This is a genomic window from Henriciella litoralis, from assembly GCF_002088935.1.
Classification (GTDB): Bacteria; Pseudomonadota; Alphaproteobacteria; order Caulobacterales; family Hyphomonadaceae; genus Henriciella; species Henriciella litoralis.
Window position 1 is genome coordinate 396,457 of sequence record NZ_NCSS01000006.1, and the last position, 18,971, is coordinate 415,427.

Sequence of the window (18,971 nt, forward strand, 5' to 3'; positions counted from 1 at the left end):
CGACGAGGCTTATCGCTGCTGATGCAAGATGGCCACACTATTTGTCGGGGCAAAGCGGCACGTCTGCTCAACTATTGTGCAGATGCTTTTTATGCATGAATAGAGGGCATGACTTCGATGCGCGATATTTCACCAGAACGCGTTTGGTTGGCGCCCATGTCTGGGTCCACCGATGCCGCTTTCAGACGCCAGGCTATACGCTTCGGCGCGGAAGCTGTTGTCTCCGAAATGGTGGCTGGTGAAGCTTTGACCGCTGCGCGTCCCGATATGGTGCGGAGAATATGTCGGCACGAGGGGGCAGGACGCTGGATTGTGCAGCTTGCAGCCAGGCGCCCTGAGGACATGAAAGCTGGCGCCAGATTGCTGGCCGAAGCAGGGGTCGATCAAATAGATATCAACATGGGCTGCCCATCGCGACAGGTCACCGGCGGACAGTCGGGGTCAGCGCTCATGAGGGAACCGGATCTGGCCCAGCGAATCATGGACGCGGCACTTGAGGGTGGCGGTGGCTTGCCCGTTTCATTGAAGATGCGACTAGGGTGGGATCATGACGCCCTCAACGCGCCCACGCTGGCGCAATATGCTGAACGAGCGGGCATTTGCATGGTCTTCGTCCACGGCCGGACGAGGTGCCAGTTCTACAAAGGCGAAGCCGACTGGGCGCAGATCGCCGACACAAAGGATGCGGTGACAATACCTGTCATCGCAAATGGTGACATCTCAGATCCTGCCTCTGCTCAACAAGCTCTTGAACTGTCTGGAGCTGACGGCGTGATGATCGGGCGGGCCGCAATGGGGCGCCCCTGGTTGTTAGGCTCTGTCTCCGCATCCTTGAATAACAATGACAATTGGACGTGGCCTGACGTACCAGAACAGCTCGACAGCCTTGTTTCCCAGATCGAGGACAGTCTGTCCCTGTACGGAGCCGCCTTGGGCCTCAAAATTGTTCGCAAACATATCTCAGCAGCGATCGACCACCTGGACCGCCCTTGGCATTCAGACGCGCGCCGCGAAGCCAGGTCGACGATCTGCCAATTGAGCTCTGCGGACGCCGTGGTCGAGGCGCTTCAGGATGTCTATCTCAAAGACCGGCGGCTTGCAGCATGAGCCAACTCACCACCGTAAATCTTTCAGAGCTCATACCGTTCGCGATTTTACAGATCGACGAGCGCCGCAAGATCGTGACGGCAAATACCGAAGCGCAGATGCTTCTCGGTCACTCCATCACCAGCCTGATGGACCGTAGCCTCAGCGAATTTATCTATCATGACTCGCCTATCTTTGAGCTTCTCGACCGCGTTTACGGTCAGGAGGGCGATGTCAGCGCGCACGGCGTCTCCATTTCCGGACCCGCCATCACTAAAGGGCGCCTTTACGACATCCGTCTTCGTCCGTCACCTCCAACGGGTATCGTCATTGCCGCATCGGAAGCGCTTAGCCGCGACCCGTCCGAAAGCGCCGCTGGGATTTCAGGTTTTGGCCGCATCCTCGGGCACGAAGTTAAAAATCCACTCGCAGGCATATCAGGCGCAGCTCAATTGCTGATGCGAGACGCCACCGAGCAACAGATACCGTTGCTCGACGTCATCAGAAGCGAAAGCAGTCGGATCGAGCGTTTAGTCAGCCGTCTGTCTGCGTTTGAGCTATTTTCATCGCCGAGACAGGACAGATTCAACATCCACCAGTTGCTCGACAAGATTCTCATGGCTGAAGAAGCTGCGCACGGTGGCAGCATCAAGCTGCGGCGGGCCTATGATCCATCCTTACCGGAAATAATGGGGGATGAAGATCATCTACATGAAGCATTTCAAAACATTGTCAGGAATGCCGCAGAAGCTGCGTCGGAAACGAGCGGAAGCGGCGAAGTCATCCTTCAGACGGCTTTTGAAACCGGCTTTGCATTTTCAAGAACACGTAACGCCAAAAGGCTCCAGCGCGCCATTCGAATAACTGTTGAGGACAATGGCAAGGGCATCAGCGCCCGTGCCCGCGAGCAAATGTTCGACATGTTCTCATCCACCAAGTCAGGTGGCCGCGGCTTGGGGCTCAGCGTCGTATCAGAGGTTATCGCTGCCCATGAAGGGCGAATAAAAGTAGACAGCAGGCCCGGCCAAACGCGCTTTTCCGTTTTCCTGCCGATGAAACGAGACCAAGTTCAATGACACAAAAAACTGTTCTTCTTGCAGAAGACGATGCTAGCATCCGCCTCGTTGTAAATCAGACCCTCGTAACCGCAGGATATCAGGTTCGCGCAACCAGTTCTGCTGATGCCCTTGAACGATGGGTACGAAACGGGGAGGGCGACGTCATCGTCAGTGACGTCTACCTCGGTGATACGGCAATATTTGAGTTGCTGCCTTCCATCAAACTTGCCCGACCGGAGCTTCCCGTCATTGTGATGAGTGGTCAGAACACCATTCTGACGGCAGCGTCTGCGGCTCGGCATGGCGTTTTCGATTACTTGCCTAAACCGTTTGATATCGACCAGCTGACCAGTCTTGTCGGTCGTGCCCTTAAGGCGCCAGGCAAGAAAGACGCCCTCACAAGCGCGGCCCTTAAAGACAAGTCCGAAGGAAGCTTGCCGCTGATTGGCCGCTCGGATCCAATGCAGGAAGTCTACCGGATCATCTCAAGAGTGATGAACACAGACCTCACAGTGCTGATCGAGGGTGAATCCGGCACGGGCAAAGAACTGGCTGCAATTGCCATTCACGAGCTCGGCAGCGAACAGGATGGACCGTTCAAAGCGCTGGATCTTGCCGCGATGTCCACGGACAAAATAAGCAAGGACCTCTTTGGCACGCCAGATGAGCCCGGAATTGCCTTTGACCCTGGCGCGACGCTGTACCTCGATGAAATCGGTGACTTACCCGCCGAGGCTCAGACCCAACTTGTCAAACTCATGCGCGAAGCGGGCGGCGCTCGAATAATTGCGTCCACTCGCCAGCCACTGAGCAAACTGGTGGAGGAAGGCAAGTTTCGGGAAGATCTCTTCTATCGCATAAATGTGGTTCGTATTTTCATGCCGCCCCTTCGGCAGAAAAAGGAAGACATTCAGGAGCTTGTTCGCGCCTTCCTGCTGCGAGCGCAACGCAAGGGCCTCGCAAGCAAGCAGATTGAGCCGGCAGCGATGGACTTGATGATGGCCTATGACTGGCCAGGAAATGTCAGGGAACTTGAGAACCTGATCATGCGGCTTGCTGCTCTGAGCCCCGATGCGGTCATTTCGCAGAGAGATGTAGAGCGGGAACTGCGCGCAGAAGCGCTCAAAGACATTGCGTCAACGGGCAGCTTCGAAAGTGAAATCGAGTCACTTCTGCATCGCTACGTGATGGCTGACCTTCTTCAGGCCTCGCCCGACGATAGCCGCATACACCAGTCCGTTATGGAGCAGGTCGAACGCCCCCTGATCAAGCTCGCTTTATCCGTCACGTCGGGCAACAAATTGCGGACGGCCGCACTTTTGGGCGTGAACAGAAACACCCTGCGCGCACGGATAAACTCCCTCGGATTAGCAGACGACTAATTGACGTCTGCCGTTAGTGTTGCTCTAAATCCTCACTGTTGCCGCTTGGGCACAGGCCCGTCTGTGAGGTAGTGTTTGTTTGGCTTCCTGAAGCCCGGGAGATCGCAAGCTGGCTGGAGACTGTTCCAGGGGCTGTTCGTGGTTGCGGCATTTCTGGCTGCGACAGTCACGTTCATTGCTGTCTCCGACATGGATCCGATCGAGCCCGTAAACCGGGACGTTCAGCTCCTGATCATCGCCAATACCGTAATCATCGGCATTTTGGCGATTCTGATATTTCAACGCTATCGAGCGTCTCGCTCGCCGAAAAAAGGCGAACAAGGCGACCGCCTTGCCAGGCGGTTTCTTATCCTGTTCGGCCTTTCTGCCGTAATTCCCGCGCTGGTCGTATCGCTATTCCTTTGGGCAGCCATTTCGCGCGGTTTCGACACCTGGTTTGGTGAACGTATCGTCACGCTCGTCGAACAGACGGCAACCGTCGCACGGCAGAATGTGGAGGAATACAGCAACGTCCTCGAAGAGGACACCCGCCTGATGGCGACGGACGTCAACAACGCCCTTGAAGGCCTGACGGAAGACAATGACCGCTTTGAATCCTATCTCGGCATTCAGGCTTATGTGCGTAACATGCCGGCCGCCTATGTGATTGACCGCAAAGGCATTCCGCTCGCAATTGGGGAGAATACGGGCGGCGAGGGTTTTTACCGTAAGCCGACCGCCGGAATGCTGAACGATGCAGATAAAGGCGAGGTGATTCTTTCCTTGCAGGAAGCGGACGGTTTCGCGACATCCCTGATCCGGCTTGAGGGAATGAATGACGTTTATCTTTATCTCGCCAAGCCGTTGGACAGAGATGCATTCGCCAGACTGAGACGTGCGGAGCAGGCGCTTGAAGAGTATCGCATTGCGGCGAACCTCAGCGCCCGTTCTCAGACTTTGTTTGTCGTGGCTTTCGGCCAGATTGTTGCGCTTGTCCTGTTGCTCGCTGTGCGGCTTGCGCTTGAGGCCGCAGGGCGGATAACCGGGCCCATTGGCAGGCTCGCGAGCGCTGCCCAATCAGTGCGTGACGGAAACCTGGACATTCGAGTGCCACTCCCAGGAAGCAAGGACGAAGTGCGTGCCCTGACTCGATCCTTCAACGTCATGACGGACCAACTTGGTACGCAGCGTGCCGCTTTGATTGCAGCACGCGAAGAGGCTGAAGATCGTCGGCTGTTTCTGGAAACCCTTCTTGAGGAAGTCAGCGCAGGCGTCATCCGGGTTGATGAAAAGTTTGAAGTCACTCTGGCAAACGCATCAGCACAGAAGTTGCTGGGGCTTGAGGATAATATGGAGGGCAAGCACCTTCAGAAAGTGGCTCCGTCCTTCTTTCCCCTTAGCTCTGAAGTCATGGCGACTGGCCAGCCTGTAGATGCATCCCTGGACCTTAGAGAAGGCTCAGGAGCCCGGCATTTCCGCCTGAAAGCAGCGAGGGATTCGACCGGCGGTCTGGTGCTCACTTTCGATGACGCCACGCGACTAGTGACAGCCCAGCGACAGCTTGCCTGGCGGGATGTGGCGCGGCGTATCGCGCACGAGATTCGCAATCCTTTGACGCCGATCCAGCTTTCGGCTGAACGTATCCGACGTCGTTACACACAATACATTCCTGAGGACGACACGATTTTTGCGAAATGCACCGACACAATACTGCGCCAGGTTAGTGACATTGGCCGGATGGTGGAAGAGTTCTCTGGCTTCGCCCGTATGCCAAAGCCGACACTTCAAAGCTTTGATTTGGCCGCGATGCTGGATGAGACCAGCTTTTCGCAGCAAGTTGTCAGTCCAGATATTACAATCGAATTACATCACGTCACGAAGCCATTGATGATCACAGGCGATGAGAGACTATTAGGTCAGGCCATTGGGAACATCGTCAAGAACGCCGCGGAAGCGATCGAAAGGCTGCCAGAAGAAGATGAGAGCCTGGGATTGATCGAGATCACAACACATGATGCGCTGGATTCAATTGAGATCGTCATCGAGGACGATGGCCCGGGTTTTCCGGAAGAGGCACGCGACAGGTTGCTGGAGCCCTATGTGACGACCAGAGAAAAAGGCACGGGTCTCGGTCTTGCCATCGTTAATCGTGTTATCGTCGATCACGGCGGCTCAATTCTTCTGCAGGGGCGGGACGACAACAAGCGAGGCGCACGTGTGCGAATAATGATACCGAAACAGGCCACGCTAAATGAATATGAAGAACCAGCTTCTACGGAGGTTCTGCAATGACCAATGATATCCTGATCGTTGATGACGAGCCCGATATTCGCGATCTGATCGCAGGCGTGCTCGAAGACGAAGACTACGCCGTACGGACGGCCGCGACCGCTGAAAGCGCTCTCGAAGAGGTTCGCATGAGGGCGCCAGGTCTGGTGATCCTGGATGTCTGGCTGCAGGGCAGCGATATGGACGGGCTTTCACTGCTGAAATACCTTAAGTCCATCGATCCTCTTATCCCGGTCATCGTCATCAGCGGGCATGGCAATATCGAAACAGCCGTCGCTGCCATCCGCCGTGGTGCCTACGACTTTATCGAGAAACCTTTCAAGTCGGACAGGCTAATCCATCTGGTCGAACGGGCTCTGGAATCGACGGCGCTGAAACGCGAAAATGTTTCGCTGAGAAACATGGTCGTGAACAGCGATGACTGGATTGGAAGCAGCCATGCAGCGACGACCCTTCGGTCTTCGATCGGCAAAGTGGGGCCGACAAACTCTCGTGTGCTCATTACCGGGCCCGCTGGCGCCGGCAAGGAACTCACGGCACGCCTCATTCATGCGCATTCGAACCGCAGCGCAGGGCCGTTCGTCGTCGTTAATGCCGCAAATATCTCCCCTGACCTGATGGAACAGGAGCTGTTTGGCGAAGAAGACGCCGACGGAAGACCTCGGCGCATCGGGCTGTTCGAGAAAGCCCATGATGGCACCCTGCTGCTGGACGAGGTGGCGGACATGCCGCTCGGGACGCAAAACAAGATACTGCGTGTCCTGACGGAACAGAGGTTTCAACGCGTGGGCGGCAAATCCGATGTGCGTGTCGATGTACGCGTCATGTCTTCGTCGACTAAGAACCTCAGGGAGGAGATTGAATCCCGACGTTTTCGCGAAGATCTTTTCTATCGGTTGAGTGTCGTGCCAGTGAAGGTGCCGCCGCTGTCTGAACGGCGTGACGATATTCCAGAGCTTATCAACCACTTCACCGGCAAGATCGCTGATAGCTCAGGGCTGAATGCGCGGACATTCTCATCCGAGGCGATAGCAGTGCTTCAGTCCATGGAGTGGCCGGGCAATGTGCGGCAACTGAAAAACCTCGTAGAACGCATCCTCATCCTGTCGCCAAATGACGCAAAGCGGCCGGTGTCGGTCGATGAACTGCCGCAGGAGCGCAGTGGCGTCTCGAGCAAAAGTGGCCCATCAGCGTCGGCAGAGCTTGTCGGGCTTTCGCTTCGCGACGCACGTGAACAGTTCGAACGCGAATATCTCACGCTGCAGATTACGCGATTTGATGGCAACATATCCCGGACGGCTGAGTTTATCGGCATGGAACGCTCGGCTCTGCATCGCAAACTCAAGGCACTTGGCGTGAATGCATCCGCCAGCCGGTCGGAAGTCTAGGTTATGCGCGTTATCATCTGTGGGGCAGGGCGTGTCGGGCAGGGCATAGCCAGACGACTTGCGAAAGAAAATCATGACATTGTGATGATCGATCAGGACGCTCGTCTGATCGACATCGTCCAGACCGAACTGGACGTTCGCGGTGTCCAAGGGCACGCAGGGCATCCGAATGTATTGCTCGCCGCAGGTGGTGAAGCCTGCGACATGATTATCGCTGTCACTTATTCTGACGAAATCAACATGGTGATTTGTCAGGTCGCCGACACCCTGTTCAACATCCCGACAAAGATCGCCCGTATTCGGGCCCAGCAATATCTTGAGAGTTCCTGGCGACAACTGTTCAGCCGGGACGGGCTAGGCATCGACCTGGTTATCTCTCCGGAATTGGAAGTCGGTGACGCTATCCTTCAGCGGTTCAAGACACCCGGCGCTGTCATGAGCGTCAGTTTTGGCCGCGGCGATGTTCAACTTATCGGCATCGAAGTCCTGCCAGACAGTCCTGTCCTGGACACGGCTCTGGACCAATTGCAGGGGCTGTTTCCAAGCCTCAATGCACGCGTCGTTGGCATCAGCCGGAACGAGCACGTCTTCGCGCCGCGCGGAAATGACAATTTGAAGGTTGGTGACACGGCTTATGTGGCCGTCCTCAAGTCTCACGCCCATCGCTTGAACAGTATATTCAATCGACCAGAAGCCGAGACGCGCCGTGTGGTTATTGTGGGCGGCGGCAATGTGGGTCTCTATGTTGCGAAGGGCCTGGAAAAGCAGAGCGGTGTACGTGTTCGCGTGATCGAAGCCGACATCACGCAAGCCGAGCATGCGGTGTCAGAGCTCAGCCGAACAATCGTCATACATGGCGACGGACTGACGCGCGAAATCCTGGAAGAGTCCGACGCGCCGACAGCCGACCTGGTGATCGCGACCACGCACGACGACAAAACGAATATTCTGATCTCAAAGCTATCGAAGCAGATGGGAACGAAACGGGCGCTCGCACTCGTAAATGCACCGGAGCTTGCGCAGCTCGCCAGAGAGATGAAATTGGATGCGGTGCTCGATCCACGCGCGCTCACCGTGTCGAGAATTCTCATGAAAATGCGACGAGGTCGCATTCTTGCCTTGCAGTCGCTTGAAGATGGGGCCGCAGAAATTGCTGAGGGCGTCACGCTTGAGACGTCTCCCTTGATCGGAAAATCTCTGGGCTATGACGATCTGCCTAAAGGGATTACTGCCGCAGCGATCCTGCGAGACGGGGAGGTTATCTTCGCGACACCGGAGGTCAGACCTCGCGCCAATGATCATGTACTGCTTTTCTATGAGACGACGATGACAAGCAAAGTTGAGCAATTCTTCCGCGTCAGCGCAGACTTCTTCTAGCCACTTTCACACGCAGATAGCGATACGCCTGAATGAACTACGCTGCCATCATTCGCATGCTCTCATTGGCGGGACTAGGCTACGCAGCCATCATGCTATTCTGCGCGATGATTGCCTTGTTTTCAGGTGAGACTGCACAATTGCATGTCTTCCTGACGACGACTGTACTTGTAGCGACCCTCGCAATCGCCGCGCTTGTTCTGACGGGAACGCCAAAGCGTCGGGCGCTGCCTTCTGATGGCCTGGCGTTTATGGTGTTTTTCTGGATCTTTTCCGGCATTGTTTGTGCGCCTCCATTTTTGATGGGTCTACCAAACGATAGCTTGGTCACCGCACTTCACGAGGCCGTGTCCTGCCTCACGACCACAGGCCACAGCGCCCTGAACCCGCAATTTCTGGATCTGCCAGTATCAATCCTGATGTATAGGGCGGCCCTTCATCTTGCCGGTGCAATTGCCACGATCACGCTGGCGGCGACTGTGCTCGCTGCGCTGAACCTTGACGGCCCGGGTATCCATCGCACGCACCTTTACAGTCTTTCCGATGCCAGTTTCTTCGATTCGGTGCCGCGCGTATTGCGTACGGTCGCCTTAGTGGCATCGGTCTGCGTATTGCTGGTTTTCGCCATCGAAGTAGTCGGGGGCATCCCTGTAACAACCGCTTTTTTTGACGCCGTCAGTGCGTTCAGCACCGGTCTGGCTGAACCGCAGGGCCTCATCAACGATGTTACGCGAGAGGCGAGGGCCATCGGCATCACATTCGGTCTTATCCTTGGATCAGTTGGTATCTTCGTTCTGCTGCAAATGGTGACGCGCGACTGGAAGCGCACTTTGACCGACGCCGAAGTAACGACCTTTGTCGTGTGCCTGGTTCTGTTTACACTCTTGGCCGCAATAGAAGGGCTGAACGGGCTCAATTCGTTTGGCTGGGCCATATCAGCGCTGTCGACGAGCGGCATTGCGCTGGTTTCGCCCTCCACGACCCAATCGCTGCCACTGGCGCTTCAGCTTGCGCCGGCCCTTATAGGGGGCGCCGCGCTGTCTGCAGCCGGCGGTATAAAACTCGCGCGGGTCTACGTGCTTAGCAGACGCGTCGGTCAGGAATTCCTTCGGATGGGATTCAAGCAATCGCTTTTGCACTTTCAGTTCCGCCGACGAGTGCAGTCGGACAGAACCCTAATGGGCATCTGGGTCTATCTCGTTGCCTACATCATGGCATCGGTAGTCGGAATGCTGCTGTTCTCATTTTCGGGACTGAACTTCGAAGACTCGATATCCAACACAGTCGGCAGCCTTACGAATTCGGGCAACCTGATCGAACTTCAAAACTTGCCCGGTCACGATGTCCATCAGCTGTTTTTAGTATTCGGCATGATTTTAGGCAGACTGGAAGTGCTTGCTTTTATTCCATTGCTAACGCTGTCATTTTGGCGACGATAACGCGCTCGGGACTTGCCAAGGCCGTTCAATCCAGATAGCGCCTGCAAAAACGCATAGCGTATACATCCAGTTTACGGAAACCGACAATGTCTTCAGATAAAAAACAAAACTTGCAGGACACGTTTCTCAATGCTGTCAGAAAGTCCCGCATTCCTCTCACAATCTTTCTGGTCAACGGCGTAAAACTTCAGGGCGTGGTCACCTGGTTCGACAATTTCTGCGTTCTTCTGCGCGGCGACGGTCGCCCGCCACAACTTGTTTACAAGCACGCCATTTCCACCATTGCGCCAGGTGCGCCGGTGCAGCTGTTTGACGAAGAAGCAGCGACGGGCTCCGATTGAGTTCGGACCTGATTGATCGCACCCCTGCGCAGGATCGTGCAGGGGTCATCATTCCTTGGGCCTCACCGCCTGACCGTCCCGATCGCGACAGGCTGACGGAAACGGCTGGCCTTGTCGAAGCGCTTGGCTGCAATCTTTCCTTCTTGCGAGCCGAACACGTGCGCAAACCTAGCGCGTCACACCTGCTCTCTGGCGGACTGCTGGAGAGGCTGAAGGCCGACATCGAGGAATCTGAGTGTACGCTTTGCGTCATCGACGCATCGCTGAGCCCGGTCCAGCAGCGGAACCTCGAAAAGAACCTCAACTGCAAGGTCATTGATCGAACCGGTCTCATCCTTGAAATCTTCGGTTTGAGAGCTCGCACCAAGGAAGGCAAGCTCCAGGTCGAACTGGCGAGGCTGTCCTATGAGCGCTCCCGCCTTGTGCGCACCTGGACCCACCTTGAGCGCCAGCGCGGCGGTGGCGGCTTTCTGAGTGGTCCCGGCGAGACGCAGCTCGAAGCTGACCGCCGAATGCTCGACCGTCAGCTGGCATCCCTGAAGGCTGACCTCGACGAAGTGAAACGCACCCGCGGCCTGCAGCGCTCAGGACGTCGGGAGGCTGGCTTTCCGGTCATTGCGCTGGTTGGGTATACAAACACAGGCAAGTCGACACTGTTCAATCGACTGACCGGCGCGAATGTTTTTGCGCGCAATATGCCATTCGCGACGCTCGACCCGACAATAAGGCGGTTTGAGCTGCCAACCGTTGGTGAGGCGGCGATTGTTGATACGGTCGGGTTCATTTCGGATCTGCCAACCCACCTGATCGATAGTTTCCGAGCGACGCTTGAAGAGACGCTGGAAGCGGATCTTCTCGTCCATGTTCGCGATCGCTCAAGCCAGTTCGACGATGATCGCAAGCAGGATGTCTTGCGCGTCCTGAAACGGTTGGAGCAGGAGACGGGACAAGTCCTTCCGCCGATGATCGAGGCCTGGAACAAGGTCGATTTGTTGCCTGATGATCTACAGGACACAATGAAACTTGCCGCCGCGAGCAACAGCGCAACCTCTACTCCCGCTGTCGTCACCTCTGCGCTGACAGGCGAAGGCATAGAAGACCTGCTTCACCTGATCGAGGCCTCAGTTCGCGAAGAACTGGAGCATTATGTTGTCGCGCTTCGACCAGTCGATGGAGCGGCGAGAGCGTGGCTCTATCAAAATGGACATGTTCAGGCAGAAGACACCGACGAAAAGGGGAACGTCAGCCTGCAGGTCGGCCTGAGCGCCAAGCACCGCGGCCGGTTTGAAGCTACGTTCCCTGATGTCGTTCTAAGAACCGTGCCTGGCCCAGCCGACTAGACAGCCTTCAACAAGGCGTGACGCTTTTTGCCCGCCGACAACTTTACCGTGGCGTCGTCACTGAGATCGTCTGCCGACACAACAGCGTTTTCATCCGACACGACGGCGTCATTTACCCGCGCAGCGCCTTGTTTGATGAGGCGTCGTGCTTCGCCGTTGGACTTGGCAAGTCCAGCCAGATTAAAGGCCGCTGCAACCAGCATTCCTTTTTCGAACTCGCCGCTTGGCACCTCTGTCGTCGGCAAAGCCACGTCCCGATCACCGGCACCAAAGACCGCAGCCGCACCGCGTTCAGCATCCCTGGCCGCCTGTTCACCATGAAGCAGGGCGGTTGCAGCATTGGCTAAAGCGATCTTGGCATTGTTTATTTCCGCGCCCTCGAGGCTTTCCAGCTTCTCAATTTCGTCCAGCGGCAAGTCCGTGAACAGGCGCAGGAAACGCCCAACATCCGCATCTTCGGTGTTGCGCCAGAACTGCCAGTACTCATACGGCGATTTACGATCCGCATTCAGCCAGACTGCGCCATCGACCGTCTTGCCCATCTTTCCGCCCGAGGCGGTGGTGACAAGGTGTGACGTCAGTCCAAAGGCCTCGCCATTGGCAACGCGGCGTGTCAGCTCAACGCCATTGACGATGTTGCCCCACTGGTCGGAGCCGCCAAGCTGGAGGCGAACCTGGTGGCGACGGAAAAGCTCCAGGTAGTCGTACGCCTGCAGCAGCATGTAGTTGAATTCCAGAAAGGTGTAGGGCTGCTCGTTGCGCAGCCTGCGATCGACGGTTTCCTGCTTGATCATTGTATTGATCGTGAAGTGCACACCGTAATCACGTAAAAATTCGACGTAACCGATCTTGGACAGCCAATCGTCATTGTTCACCATAATCGCGTCGGTCGGCCCATCCCCGAAGGTAAGGAACGGCTCAAAGACGCGTTTGATGCTTTCGATGTTATGGCTGATCTGCTCATCGGTAAGCAAAGGGCGGGATTTTTCCTTATCGGTCGGGTCGCCAACTTTTGTCGTCCCGCCGCCCATAAGCACGATCGGTTTACCGCCCGCTTGCTGCAACCGTCGAAGCATCATGATCTGAAGAAGAGACCCAACATGCAGACTGTCGGCAGTCGCATCGAATCCGATATATCCGATAGGAGTTTGTTTAAGGCAGTACTCATCCAGCGCATCGGGATGCGTGATCTGTTTGATGAAACCGCGCTCATCGAGCGTCTTCAGAAATTCGGATTTGTACTGGCTCATAAAAGTTTACTCCGCGAACGCATGCGCAGCTAGCACGAGAGAAGCCACTGTTGAACCAGATGAATGACGAATTTGAACCAATTTGGGCAGCAGGCTTCATGTCGGGAACGTCGCTCGATGCCGTTGATGCCGCAATGATCCTGACGGACGGTATTGATGTGCTGGATTTCGGCCCGGTCGCAGAGCGTAAATATACGCCTTCTGAAAGAGCTGTTCTTAAGAAGGCCGTGGATGCCGCCAGAAGCTGGAATTGGACGGGGCCACAGCCGGACAGGGCGTTCTCAGACGCTAACCAGGTGCTTACGGCAACCCATGTCGATGCCTTTAGAGAGATGATTAGAGTTCGTAACGAGCATTCGCCTGAGTTGGCCGGCGTCCATGGTCAAACGGTTCTCCACAGGGCGCCAAAAGCGGACGCCAAGGGAAACACGCTACAAATCCTCGACGCTAAGCAGCTACGCGACACAATCGGTCTTCCGCTGGCCTACGACTTCCGCACAAAGGATGTAGATGAAGGCGGGCAGGGTGCGCCACTCGCGCCGGCCTATCATGCCGCACTTCTGCGTCGGCTTGGAACGGACCGCAGCCAGGCCGTTCTCAATCTTGGCGGCGTCGCGAACATCACGCTTCATCAGACTGACGGCACGATAGTGGCATTCGACACCGGCCCAGCCAATGGTCCGATAGACGAGTGGGTAGAGCTGCACGGCCTCGGAACTTACGATGTTGATGGAGCAATTGCCTCGAGCGGCCGGGTCAATGAATTATCGATTGAGCAATGGATGGATAATCCGTGGTTCGACAATCATGGCCCAAAGAGCCTCGACCGGTTCGACTTCAGTGCTGATCTCGCCCGTGGCATGTCAGTCGAGGACGGCGCTGCAACTTTGACCGCCTTTTCAGCGGAATGCGTCGCACATGCCGTGCGTAACGCGGCTGAAGTGCCTGAACAGCTTATCGTCTGCGGTGGTGGACGTAGAAACCCAGCGCTGATGGAAGAGTTACGGCGCCGCGTACCCTGTCAGGTTTTGAGCGCCGAAGATGTGGGCTGGTTAGGCGATTCCATTGAAGCGCAGGCGTTTGCGTACCTTGCTGTCAGGACACTCCGAGGTCTTCCAATCAGCTGGCCCGGCACCACGAGGGTGCCGGTTGCCATGACAGGCGGCAAGCTGATCGACTAGTCTTCGCTGTCGATGTCGCCTTCATCTTCATCGTCGTCTGTAACATTCGGCAGGGCCGCCATGCCACGCTTCTTCGAGGTGTCTGTTTCCAGACGCATTTTCTGCTCATCTTCGACAAGGCGGCGGTCCACATAGGTTTCGCACTTCGCCAGCAGCTCATCCTGCTTGCCCTGGAAGAAGTGGTTGGCACCCGTAATGGTGTCGCGCTCGATGACTTCGCCCTTCTGAACGCGAACCTTGGTCAGCGCGCGCTCGACATCTTTCGGGCCGGAGATCTTGTCATTGTCGCCCGAAAGGATGAGGCCTGAAGCCGGGCAAGGGGCCAGGAACGAAAGGTCGTAGTGATTGCAAGGCGGCGCAATCGCCAGGAAGCCATCGATTTCAGGACGACGCATCAGAAGCTGAAGTGTAATCCAGGCGCCAAATGAATAGCCTGCGCACCAGACAAACCGAGGGCTTTCCGTCAGATTCTCCATATAGTCGAGGACATAAGCAGCGTCTTCCAGCTCGCCGACGCCTTGATCATAGACGCCCTGGGAACGGCCAACACCGCGCGTGTTAAAACGAAGAACGCCAAAGCCGCGCTTTTCGAACATCTGGAACAGGCGGATCGTGATCGGATCCTGCATCGTGCCGCCGGCACGAGGATGCGGATGCAGAATCAACGCGATTGGAGAGCCTTCCTGAGGGGGCTTGGTATAGCGCGCTTCGATACGACCGGCCGGACCTGGAATGATGAGCTCTGCCATTTAGGGGCGCCTCTTCTGATTTTAGCTGCTTCTAGCGAAGTTGGCGCTTTAGGCGAAAGCTGCAAGGAAATGCAAGTTTTTGTGTAAGCCCTGACCGTGTTACTTTAGGGGCATCGGTTATGATTTATGCAGATTACAATGCCACTGCGCCCCTAAGGCCTGAAGCGCGTGACGCCATGATGGCGGCTTTGGACGTTGGCGCTAATCCGTCCAGCGTCCACGCGCCAGGGCGCAAGGCACGCAAAGTATTGGAAACTGCACGCGCCCAGGTCGCCAGTTCGATACGCGGCCTGCCTCAGGACCTCGTTTTTACGTCCGGCGGCACTGAAGCCATTTCGCTGGCAATTGGAGGCGTCGTCAAACAACTGGAAGCAAAGTGCACATTGCTTGTATCAGCAATTGAGCATGAAGCTGCCGCGAAGAATGCTGGCTATTCAGGCGCGCCGACCAGAACGGCTTATGTGGACGCAAACGGGCAGATTGATCTGGAGCAGCTTCAGAAAACACTGGACGACTGGGATGAAGACGCATTTGGCAAGCCCGTCCTTGTCCTGATGCTCGTCAATAATGAGACAGGTGTCATTCAGCCGGTGGCGGACGCAGCTACCCGTGTTCGCGCAGCCGGAGGGCTCGTTGTCTGCGATGCCGTTCAGGCGCTCGGAAAAATTGACCTCAACGTGTCACTGCTCGGCGTCGATTATCTTGCGCTGTCCGCGCATAAAGCTGGTGGCCCTCAAGGAGCAGGCGCGCTCTGGATAAGAAGCGGTGCGCCTCTGAAGCCTGTCATTTATGGCGGCGGCCAGGAGCGATCGCTGAGATCGGGGACAGAAAACCTTGCTGGAGTAGCAGGATTTGGGGCCGCAGCGGAGGCGAGCCTTCGCGATCTGGGCCTTTTCAGCAAACTCTCCGGATGGCGCGACGCTATGGAAGCGCGCCTGAAAGCCGAGGCTGGCGTTGTCGTTTTCGGTGAAAGCGCGCCGCGTCTCGCCAACACATCCAACTTTGCATCGTCGGGGTTTCGCGCGGAAACGCAGGTCATGGCGATGGATCTTGCAGGGGTCGCTGTGTCCTCAGGCTCGGCATGTTCCAGCGGCAAAGTGCGACGCTCAGTCGTGCTGGCTGCGATGGGCGCACCTGACAACCTTGCAGAATGCGCTATACGCACCAGCTTTGGATGGAAGAGCACAGCCAAAGATTTCGACAAAACTGCCGAAGCATGGCTCAAAGCTTTTCACCGCCGCAACCTGAAGGAGACCGCCTGAGATGCCGGATGATCTTAAAATCAAGGACAGCATCGATGCCGGGACTGTTGCCGCTGCGAAGGCGCTTGAGTCTGAAAACTATTCTGCTGGCTTCAAGACGGACATCGAAACCGAATACGCGCCCAAGGGTCTGAACACGGATGTGATCCGTTTCATCTCAGAAAAAAAGGGCGAGCCATCCTGGATGCTGGACTGGCGTCTGCAGGCTTATGAGCGTTGGCAGACAATGGAAGAGCCAGACTGGGCGAAGGTCGAGTACGAAAAGGTCAACTATCAAGACATCTATTACTACGCAGCGCCAAAGCAGGGCGCGAAGTATGAGTCTATTGATGACGTCCCGAAAGAGATTCTCGAAACGTATGAGAAGCTCGGCATTCCGCTTCGTGAGGCGGAAGTTCTGCTTGGTGTAGAGGGCGCTGCGAATACGGCCGCTGATGCACGTGGCAGCGCGCAGCCAGCCGGCAATCGCGTCGCCGTTGATGCGGTATTTGATTCTGTTTCGGTCGCGACCACGTTCCGCAAGGAGCTTGAGAAAGCCGGCGTGATCTTCATGTCGATCTCCGAGGCGCTTCGTGAGCATCCGGAACTCGTCAAAAAGTACCTCGGCTCTGTGGTGCCACAATCTGATAACTTCTTTGCCACGCTGAACAGCGCCGTCTTCTCCGATGGTACCTTTGTTTACGTGCCCGAAGGTGTGCGGTGCCCGATGGAACTCAGCACCTATTTCCGGATGAATGCCGAGAACACAGGGCAATTTGAGCGCACGCTCATCGTGGCCGACAAGGGAGCTTACGTTTCGTACCTCGAAGGTTGTACAGCGCCAATGCGGGACGAAAATCAGCTTCACGCAGCGGTCGTGGAACTCGTCGCGCTCGAAGATGCCGAGATCAAATATTCGACCGTGCAGAACTGGTGGCCCGGCGACGAGAATGGCAAGGGCGGAATTTTCAATTTTGTGACCAAGCGCGGAGATTGCCGCGGCGCACGTTCAAAGATCAGCTGGACGCAAGTTGAAACAGGGTCTGCCATTACGTGGAAGTATCCTTCCTGCATTCTGCGCGGCGACGACAGCACGGGTGAGTTCTATTCGATCGCCGTCACAAATGGTCGGCAGATGGCCGATACCGGCACCAAGATGATCCACTTGGGTAAAAACACCCGCTCTCGAATTATCTCCAAAGGCATCAGCGCCGGTAGATCCGACAACACTTATCGAGGGCTCGTGTCCGTGCACAAGAAGGCGGAGAAAGCGCGGAATTTCACCCAGTGTGATTCCCTGCTGATCGGCGGCGATTGCGGTGCGCACACCGTCCCATACGTCGAAAATCGCCGTGTCGACGCCCAGCTGGAGCACGAGGCAACGACGACGAAACTATCTGACGATCAGTTGTTCTATGCCCGTCAACGCGGCCTCGGAGAAGAAGAGGCGGTCGCCCTTCTGGTGAACGGCTTCGTCCGGGAGGTGATGCAGCACCTTCCTATGGAGTTTGCCGTGGAGGCCCAAAGCCTTCTGAAGGTCAGCCTGGAAGGCAGTGTAGGGTAAAGCCATAAGGAAACGCGCGGGGCCGATGCAATTGGAGACTGTAGAGACGTTCAGCCAATGGCTGGAGCAGAGCAGAATTTGTTTGCTCGGTTCAAATAGCGACGCGCTAATTAGCCAGTTCAGCCACGACGTTCAGATATGCACAACGCCTTTCGAAGCGCCCAGAAGAGGGGCGGCTGCATTATCACAACTGATCTCTGAGGTTCTGCCGAAACAGCAAGAGCTTGATCTACAATTCCAGACCATAGGCTTTCGGGACAAAACAGGCTGGGCCCATTTTAGTTGCAGTTTCACACGCCCTGGCACGGACGACCCAGTCCGGTTCGATGGCGTTCTTCAGCTCCATTTCACGGGCTCACATTGCCATAAACTCAGCGCCTGGTGGCACCGGTTGGAGCCCGGGCAGGGCGATCTGATGCGGGATGTCGACGCCTGAGCTCGACATAAACGTTCTTGAAATGGCTGCAGAATCCAAACGATAAATTAGGGCGGCACGCCATTTGCTGGTAAACAAGCCCGCACGTGTAGTGCCTGATTCGATTGGACTGATTTGGCTCGACTTTGGCTCATTCTGGGATTCTTGCTCACGGCGTGTGCCACGCCCAGCAAGCCTACGCCCTATTATATCCCGTATGATGGATATGGTGCGACGGCATATGAGCCGGGCTTTTCCCGTGGCGAAGTTATCGGGCGCGATGATGGTGTCTACGCCTCCAGTCTGGAGGTCCGAGATATCGGACCGGCGCTTGATCGCTTCATGTCTCCGGAGGGTGATCGGCTCATCCTACTGCCGAATCGGCTGGACCGCTCCAAGCTCGACTTCTCGATTGAGAGCATGAAGACAGTCGATAGCTGGTTGAAAGATGTCCACACAATCAACCGTCTTCAGGCATCGGAAGGCAAGGCAGGCGAGTCCCTTATTGCGGACGGCCGTGGGGACAATACTGTCATGTTTGCCGGGCTTTACCTTGGTGAAGTCATTCGGGCCAATTCTGATCTAGACTGGCGTTGGGAACGCTTTGATCGCTTCATGGCGGCGAATCCCTACTTCACAGAGCATTACGGCTTTGATCCAGGTCTCGACAGTTTCGTGCTGGTTGGGCCTCAAGGCGTGGCAACGCCGATTAACACCGCATTGAAGCGTGTGCTGAACGGAAAAGAAGAGAGTCTTCACTATATTGCGACCCTGCTCGTAAATCCTGTTGATCTCGAAGCAGCCGTTTCTGGTCAGGATTTCTACGGGCTGACCGACATTCGCTGATATTTGGGCGAATTTCCACGCATTACGGGCTTTGAATCGAGAGCTG

The 18,971-nt window shown here is 56.1% G+C and carries 15 protein-coding genes; 13 read left to right on the forward strand and 2 right to left on the reverse strand.

The features are described 5' to 3' along the window. Window positions 1-117 precede the first annotated feature (117 nt). From dusB to hflX, 9 genes are all read left to right on the forward strand, one after another. A complete protein-coding gene (gene dusB / locus B8783_RS05605; protein WP_267889689.1) occupies window positions 118-1,107 on the forward strand; it encodes a tRNA dihydrouridine synthase DusB in 990 nt (329 codons plus the stop codon). Then, window positions 1,104-2,162: a two-component system sensor histidine kinase NtrB gene (locus tag B8783_RS05610; RefSeq protein WP_084418923.1), complete on the forward strand. Its 1,059-nt coding sequence runs from the start codon at window positions 1,104-1,106 to the stop codon at window positions 2,160-2,162. Before dusB ends, B8783_RS05610 begins: the two co-directional genes overlap by 4 nt. Next, a complete protein-coding gene (locus tag B8783_RS05615; protein WP_084418926.1) occupies window positions 2,159-3,526 on the forward strand; it encodes a sigma 54-interacting transcriptional regulator in 1,368 nt (455 codons plus the stop codon). Before B8783_RS05610 ends, B8783_RS05615 begins: the two co-directional genes overlap by 4 nt. A gap of 138 nt (window positions 3,527-3,664) precedes the next feature. Beyond that, window positions 3,665-5,797, forward strand: coding sequence for a sensor histidine kinase NtrY-like (locus tag B8783_RS05620; protein WP_139792255.1), 2,133 nt, complete (start codon window positions 3,665-3,667; stop codon window positions 5,795-5,797). After that, window positions 5,794-7,182, forward strand: a complete 1,389-nt coding sequence (gene ntrX, locus B8783_RS05625; RefSeq protein WP_084418932.1) for a nitrogen assimilation response regulator NtrX — start codon at window positions 5,794-5,796, stop codon at window positions 7,180-7,182. The genes B8783_RS05620 and ntrX overlap by 4 nt, the downstream gene beginning before the upstream one ends. Window positions 7,183-7,185: 3 nt before the next feature. Beyond that, window positions 7,186-8,559, forward strand: coding sequence for a Trk system potassium transporter TrkA (gene trkA, locus B8783_RS05630; protein WP_084418935.1), 1,374 nt, complete (start codon window positions 7,186-7,188; stop codon window positions 8,557-8,559). A gap of 32 nt (window positions 8,560-8,591) precedes the next feature. Further along, window positions 8,592-9,998 (forward strand): TrkH family potassium uptake protein, encoded by a 1,407-nt coding sequence (locus tag B8783_RS05635; RefSeq protein ID WP_084418938.1) that lies wholly within the window; start codon window positions 8,592-8,594, stop codon window positions 9,996-9,998. A gap of 86 nt (window positions 9,999-10,084) precedes the next feature. Beyond that, on the forward strand, window positions 10,085-10,339 hold the full coding sequence (gene hfq, locus B8783_RS05640; RefSeq protein WP_084418940.1) for an RNA chaperone Hfq: 255 nt from the start codon (window positions 10,085-10,087) through the stop codon (window positions 10,337-10,339). Beyond that, a complete protein-coding gene (gene hflX / locus B8783_RS05645) occupies window positions 10,336-11,679 on the forward strand; it encodes a GTPase HflX (RefSeq protein ID WP_084418943.1) in 1,344 nt (447 codons plus the stop codon). Before hfq ends, hflX begins: the two co-directional genes overlap by 4 nt. Here the strand turns inward: hflX and tyrS are convergent. Continuing rightward, the gene (gene tyrS / locus B8783_RS05650; RefSeq protein ID WP_084418952.1) at window positions 11,676-12,929 is read right to left on the reverse strand and encodes a tyrosine--tRNA ligase; all 1,254 of its coding nucleotides are present in this window, start codon (window positions 12,927-12,929) and stop codon (window positions 11,676-11,678) included. The genes hflX and tyrS overlap by 4 nt on opposite strands. A gap of 59 nt (window positions 12,930-12,988) precedes the next feature. Between tyrS and B8783_RS05655 the strand changes: the two genes are divergently transcribed. Further along, a complete protein-coding gene (locus B8783_RS05655) occupies window positions 12,989-14,110 on the forward strand; it encodes an anhydro-N-acetylmuramic acid kinase (protein WP_084418954.1) in 1,122 nt (373 codons plus the stop codon). Here B8783_RS05655 and B8783_RS05660 read toward each other — a convergent pair. Beyond that, the gene (locus B8783_RS05660) at window positions 14,107-14,859 is read right to left on the reverse strand and encodes an alpha/beta hydrolase (RefSeq protein WP_084418957.1); all 753 of its coding nucleotides are present in this window, start codon (window positions 14,857-14,859) and stop codon (window positions 14,107-14,109) included. The genes B8783_RS05655 and B8783_RS05660 overlap by 4 nt on opposite strands. Window positions 14,860-14,978: 119 nt before the next feature. Between B8783_RS05660 and B8783_RS05665 the strand changes: the two genes are divergently transcribed. The 3 genes from B8783_RS05665 to B8783_RS05680 all read left to right on the forward strand — a co-directional run bounded on the left by B8783_RS05665 (window position 14,979) and on the right by B8783_RS05680 (window position 18,925). Next, the gene (locus tag B8783_RS05665) at window positions 14,979-16,121 is read left to right on the forward strand and encodes a cysteine desulfurase family protein (protein ID WP_084418960.1); all 1,143 of its coding nucleotides are present in this window, start codon (window positions 14,979-14,981) and stop codon (window positions 16,119-16,121) included. Between the two features lies 1 nt (window position 16,122). Further along, the gene (gene sufB / locus B8783_RS05670; protein WP_084418963.1) at window positions 16,123-17,664 is read left to right on the forward strand and encodes a Fe-S cluster assembly protein SufB; all 1,542 of its coding nucleotides are present in this window, start codon (window positions 16,123-16,125) and stop codon (window positions 17,662-17,664) included. Between the two features lie 580 nt (window positions 17,665-18,244). Next, a complete protein-coding gene (locus tag B8783_RS05680) occupies window positions 18,245-18,925 on the forward strand; it encodes a hypothetical protein (RefSeq protein ID WP_139792256.1) in 681 nt (226 codons plus the stop codon). The last annotated feature ends 46 nt before the right edge of the window (window positions 18,926-18,971 follow it).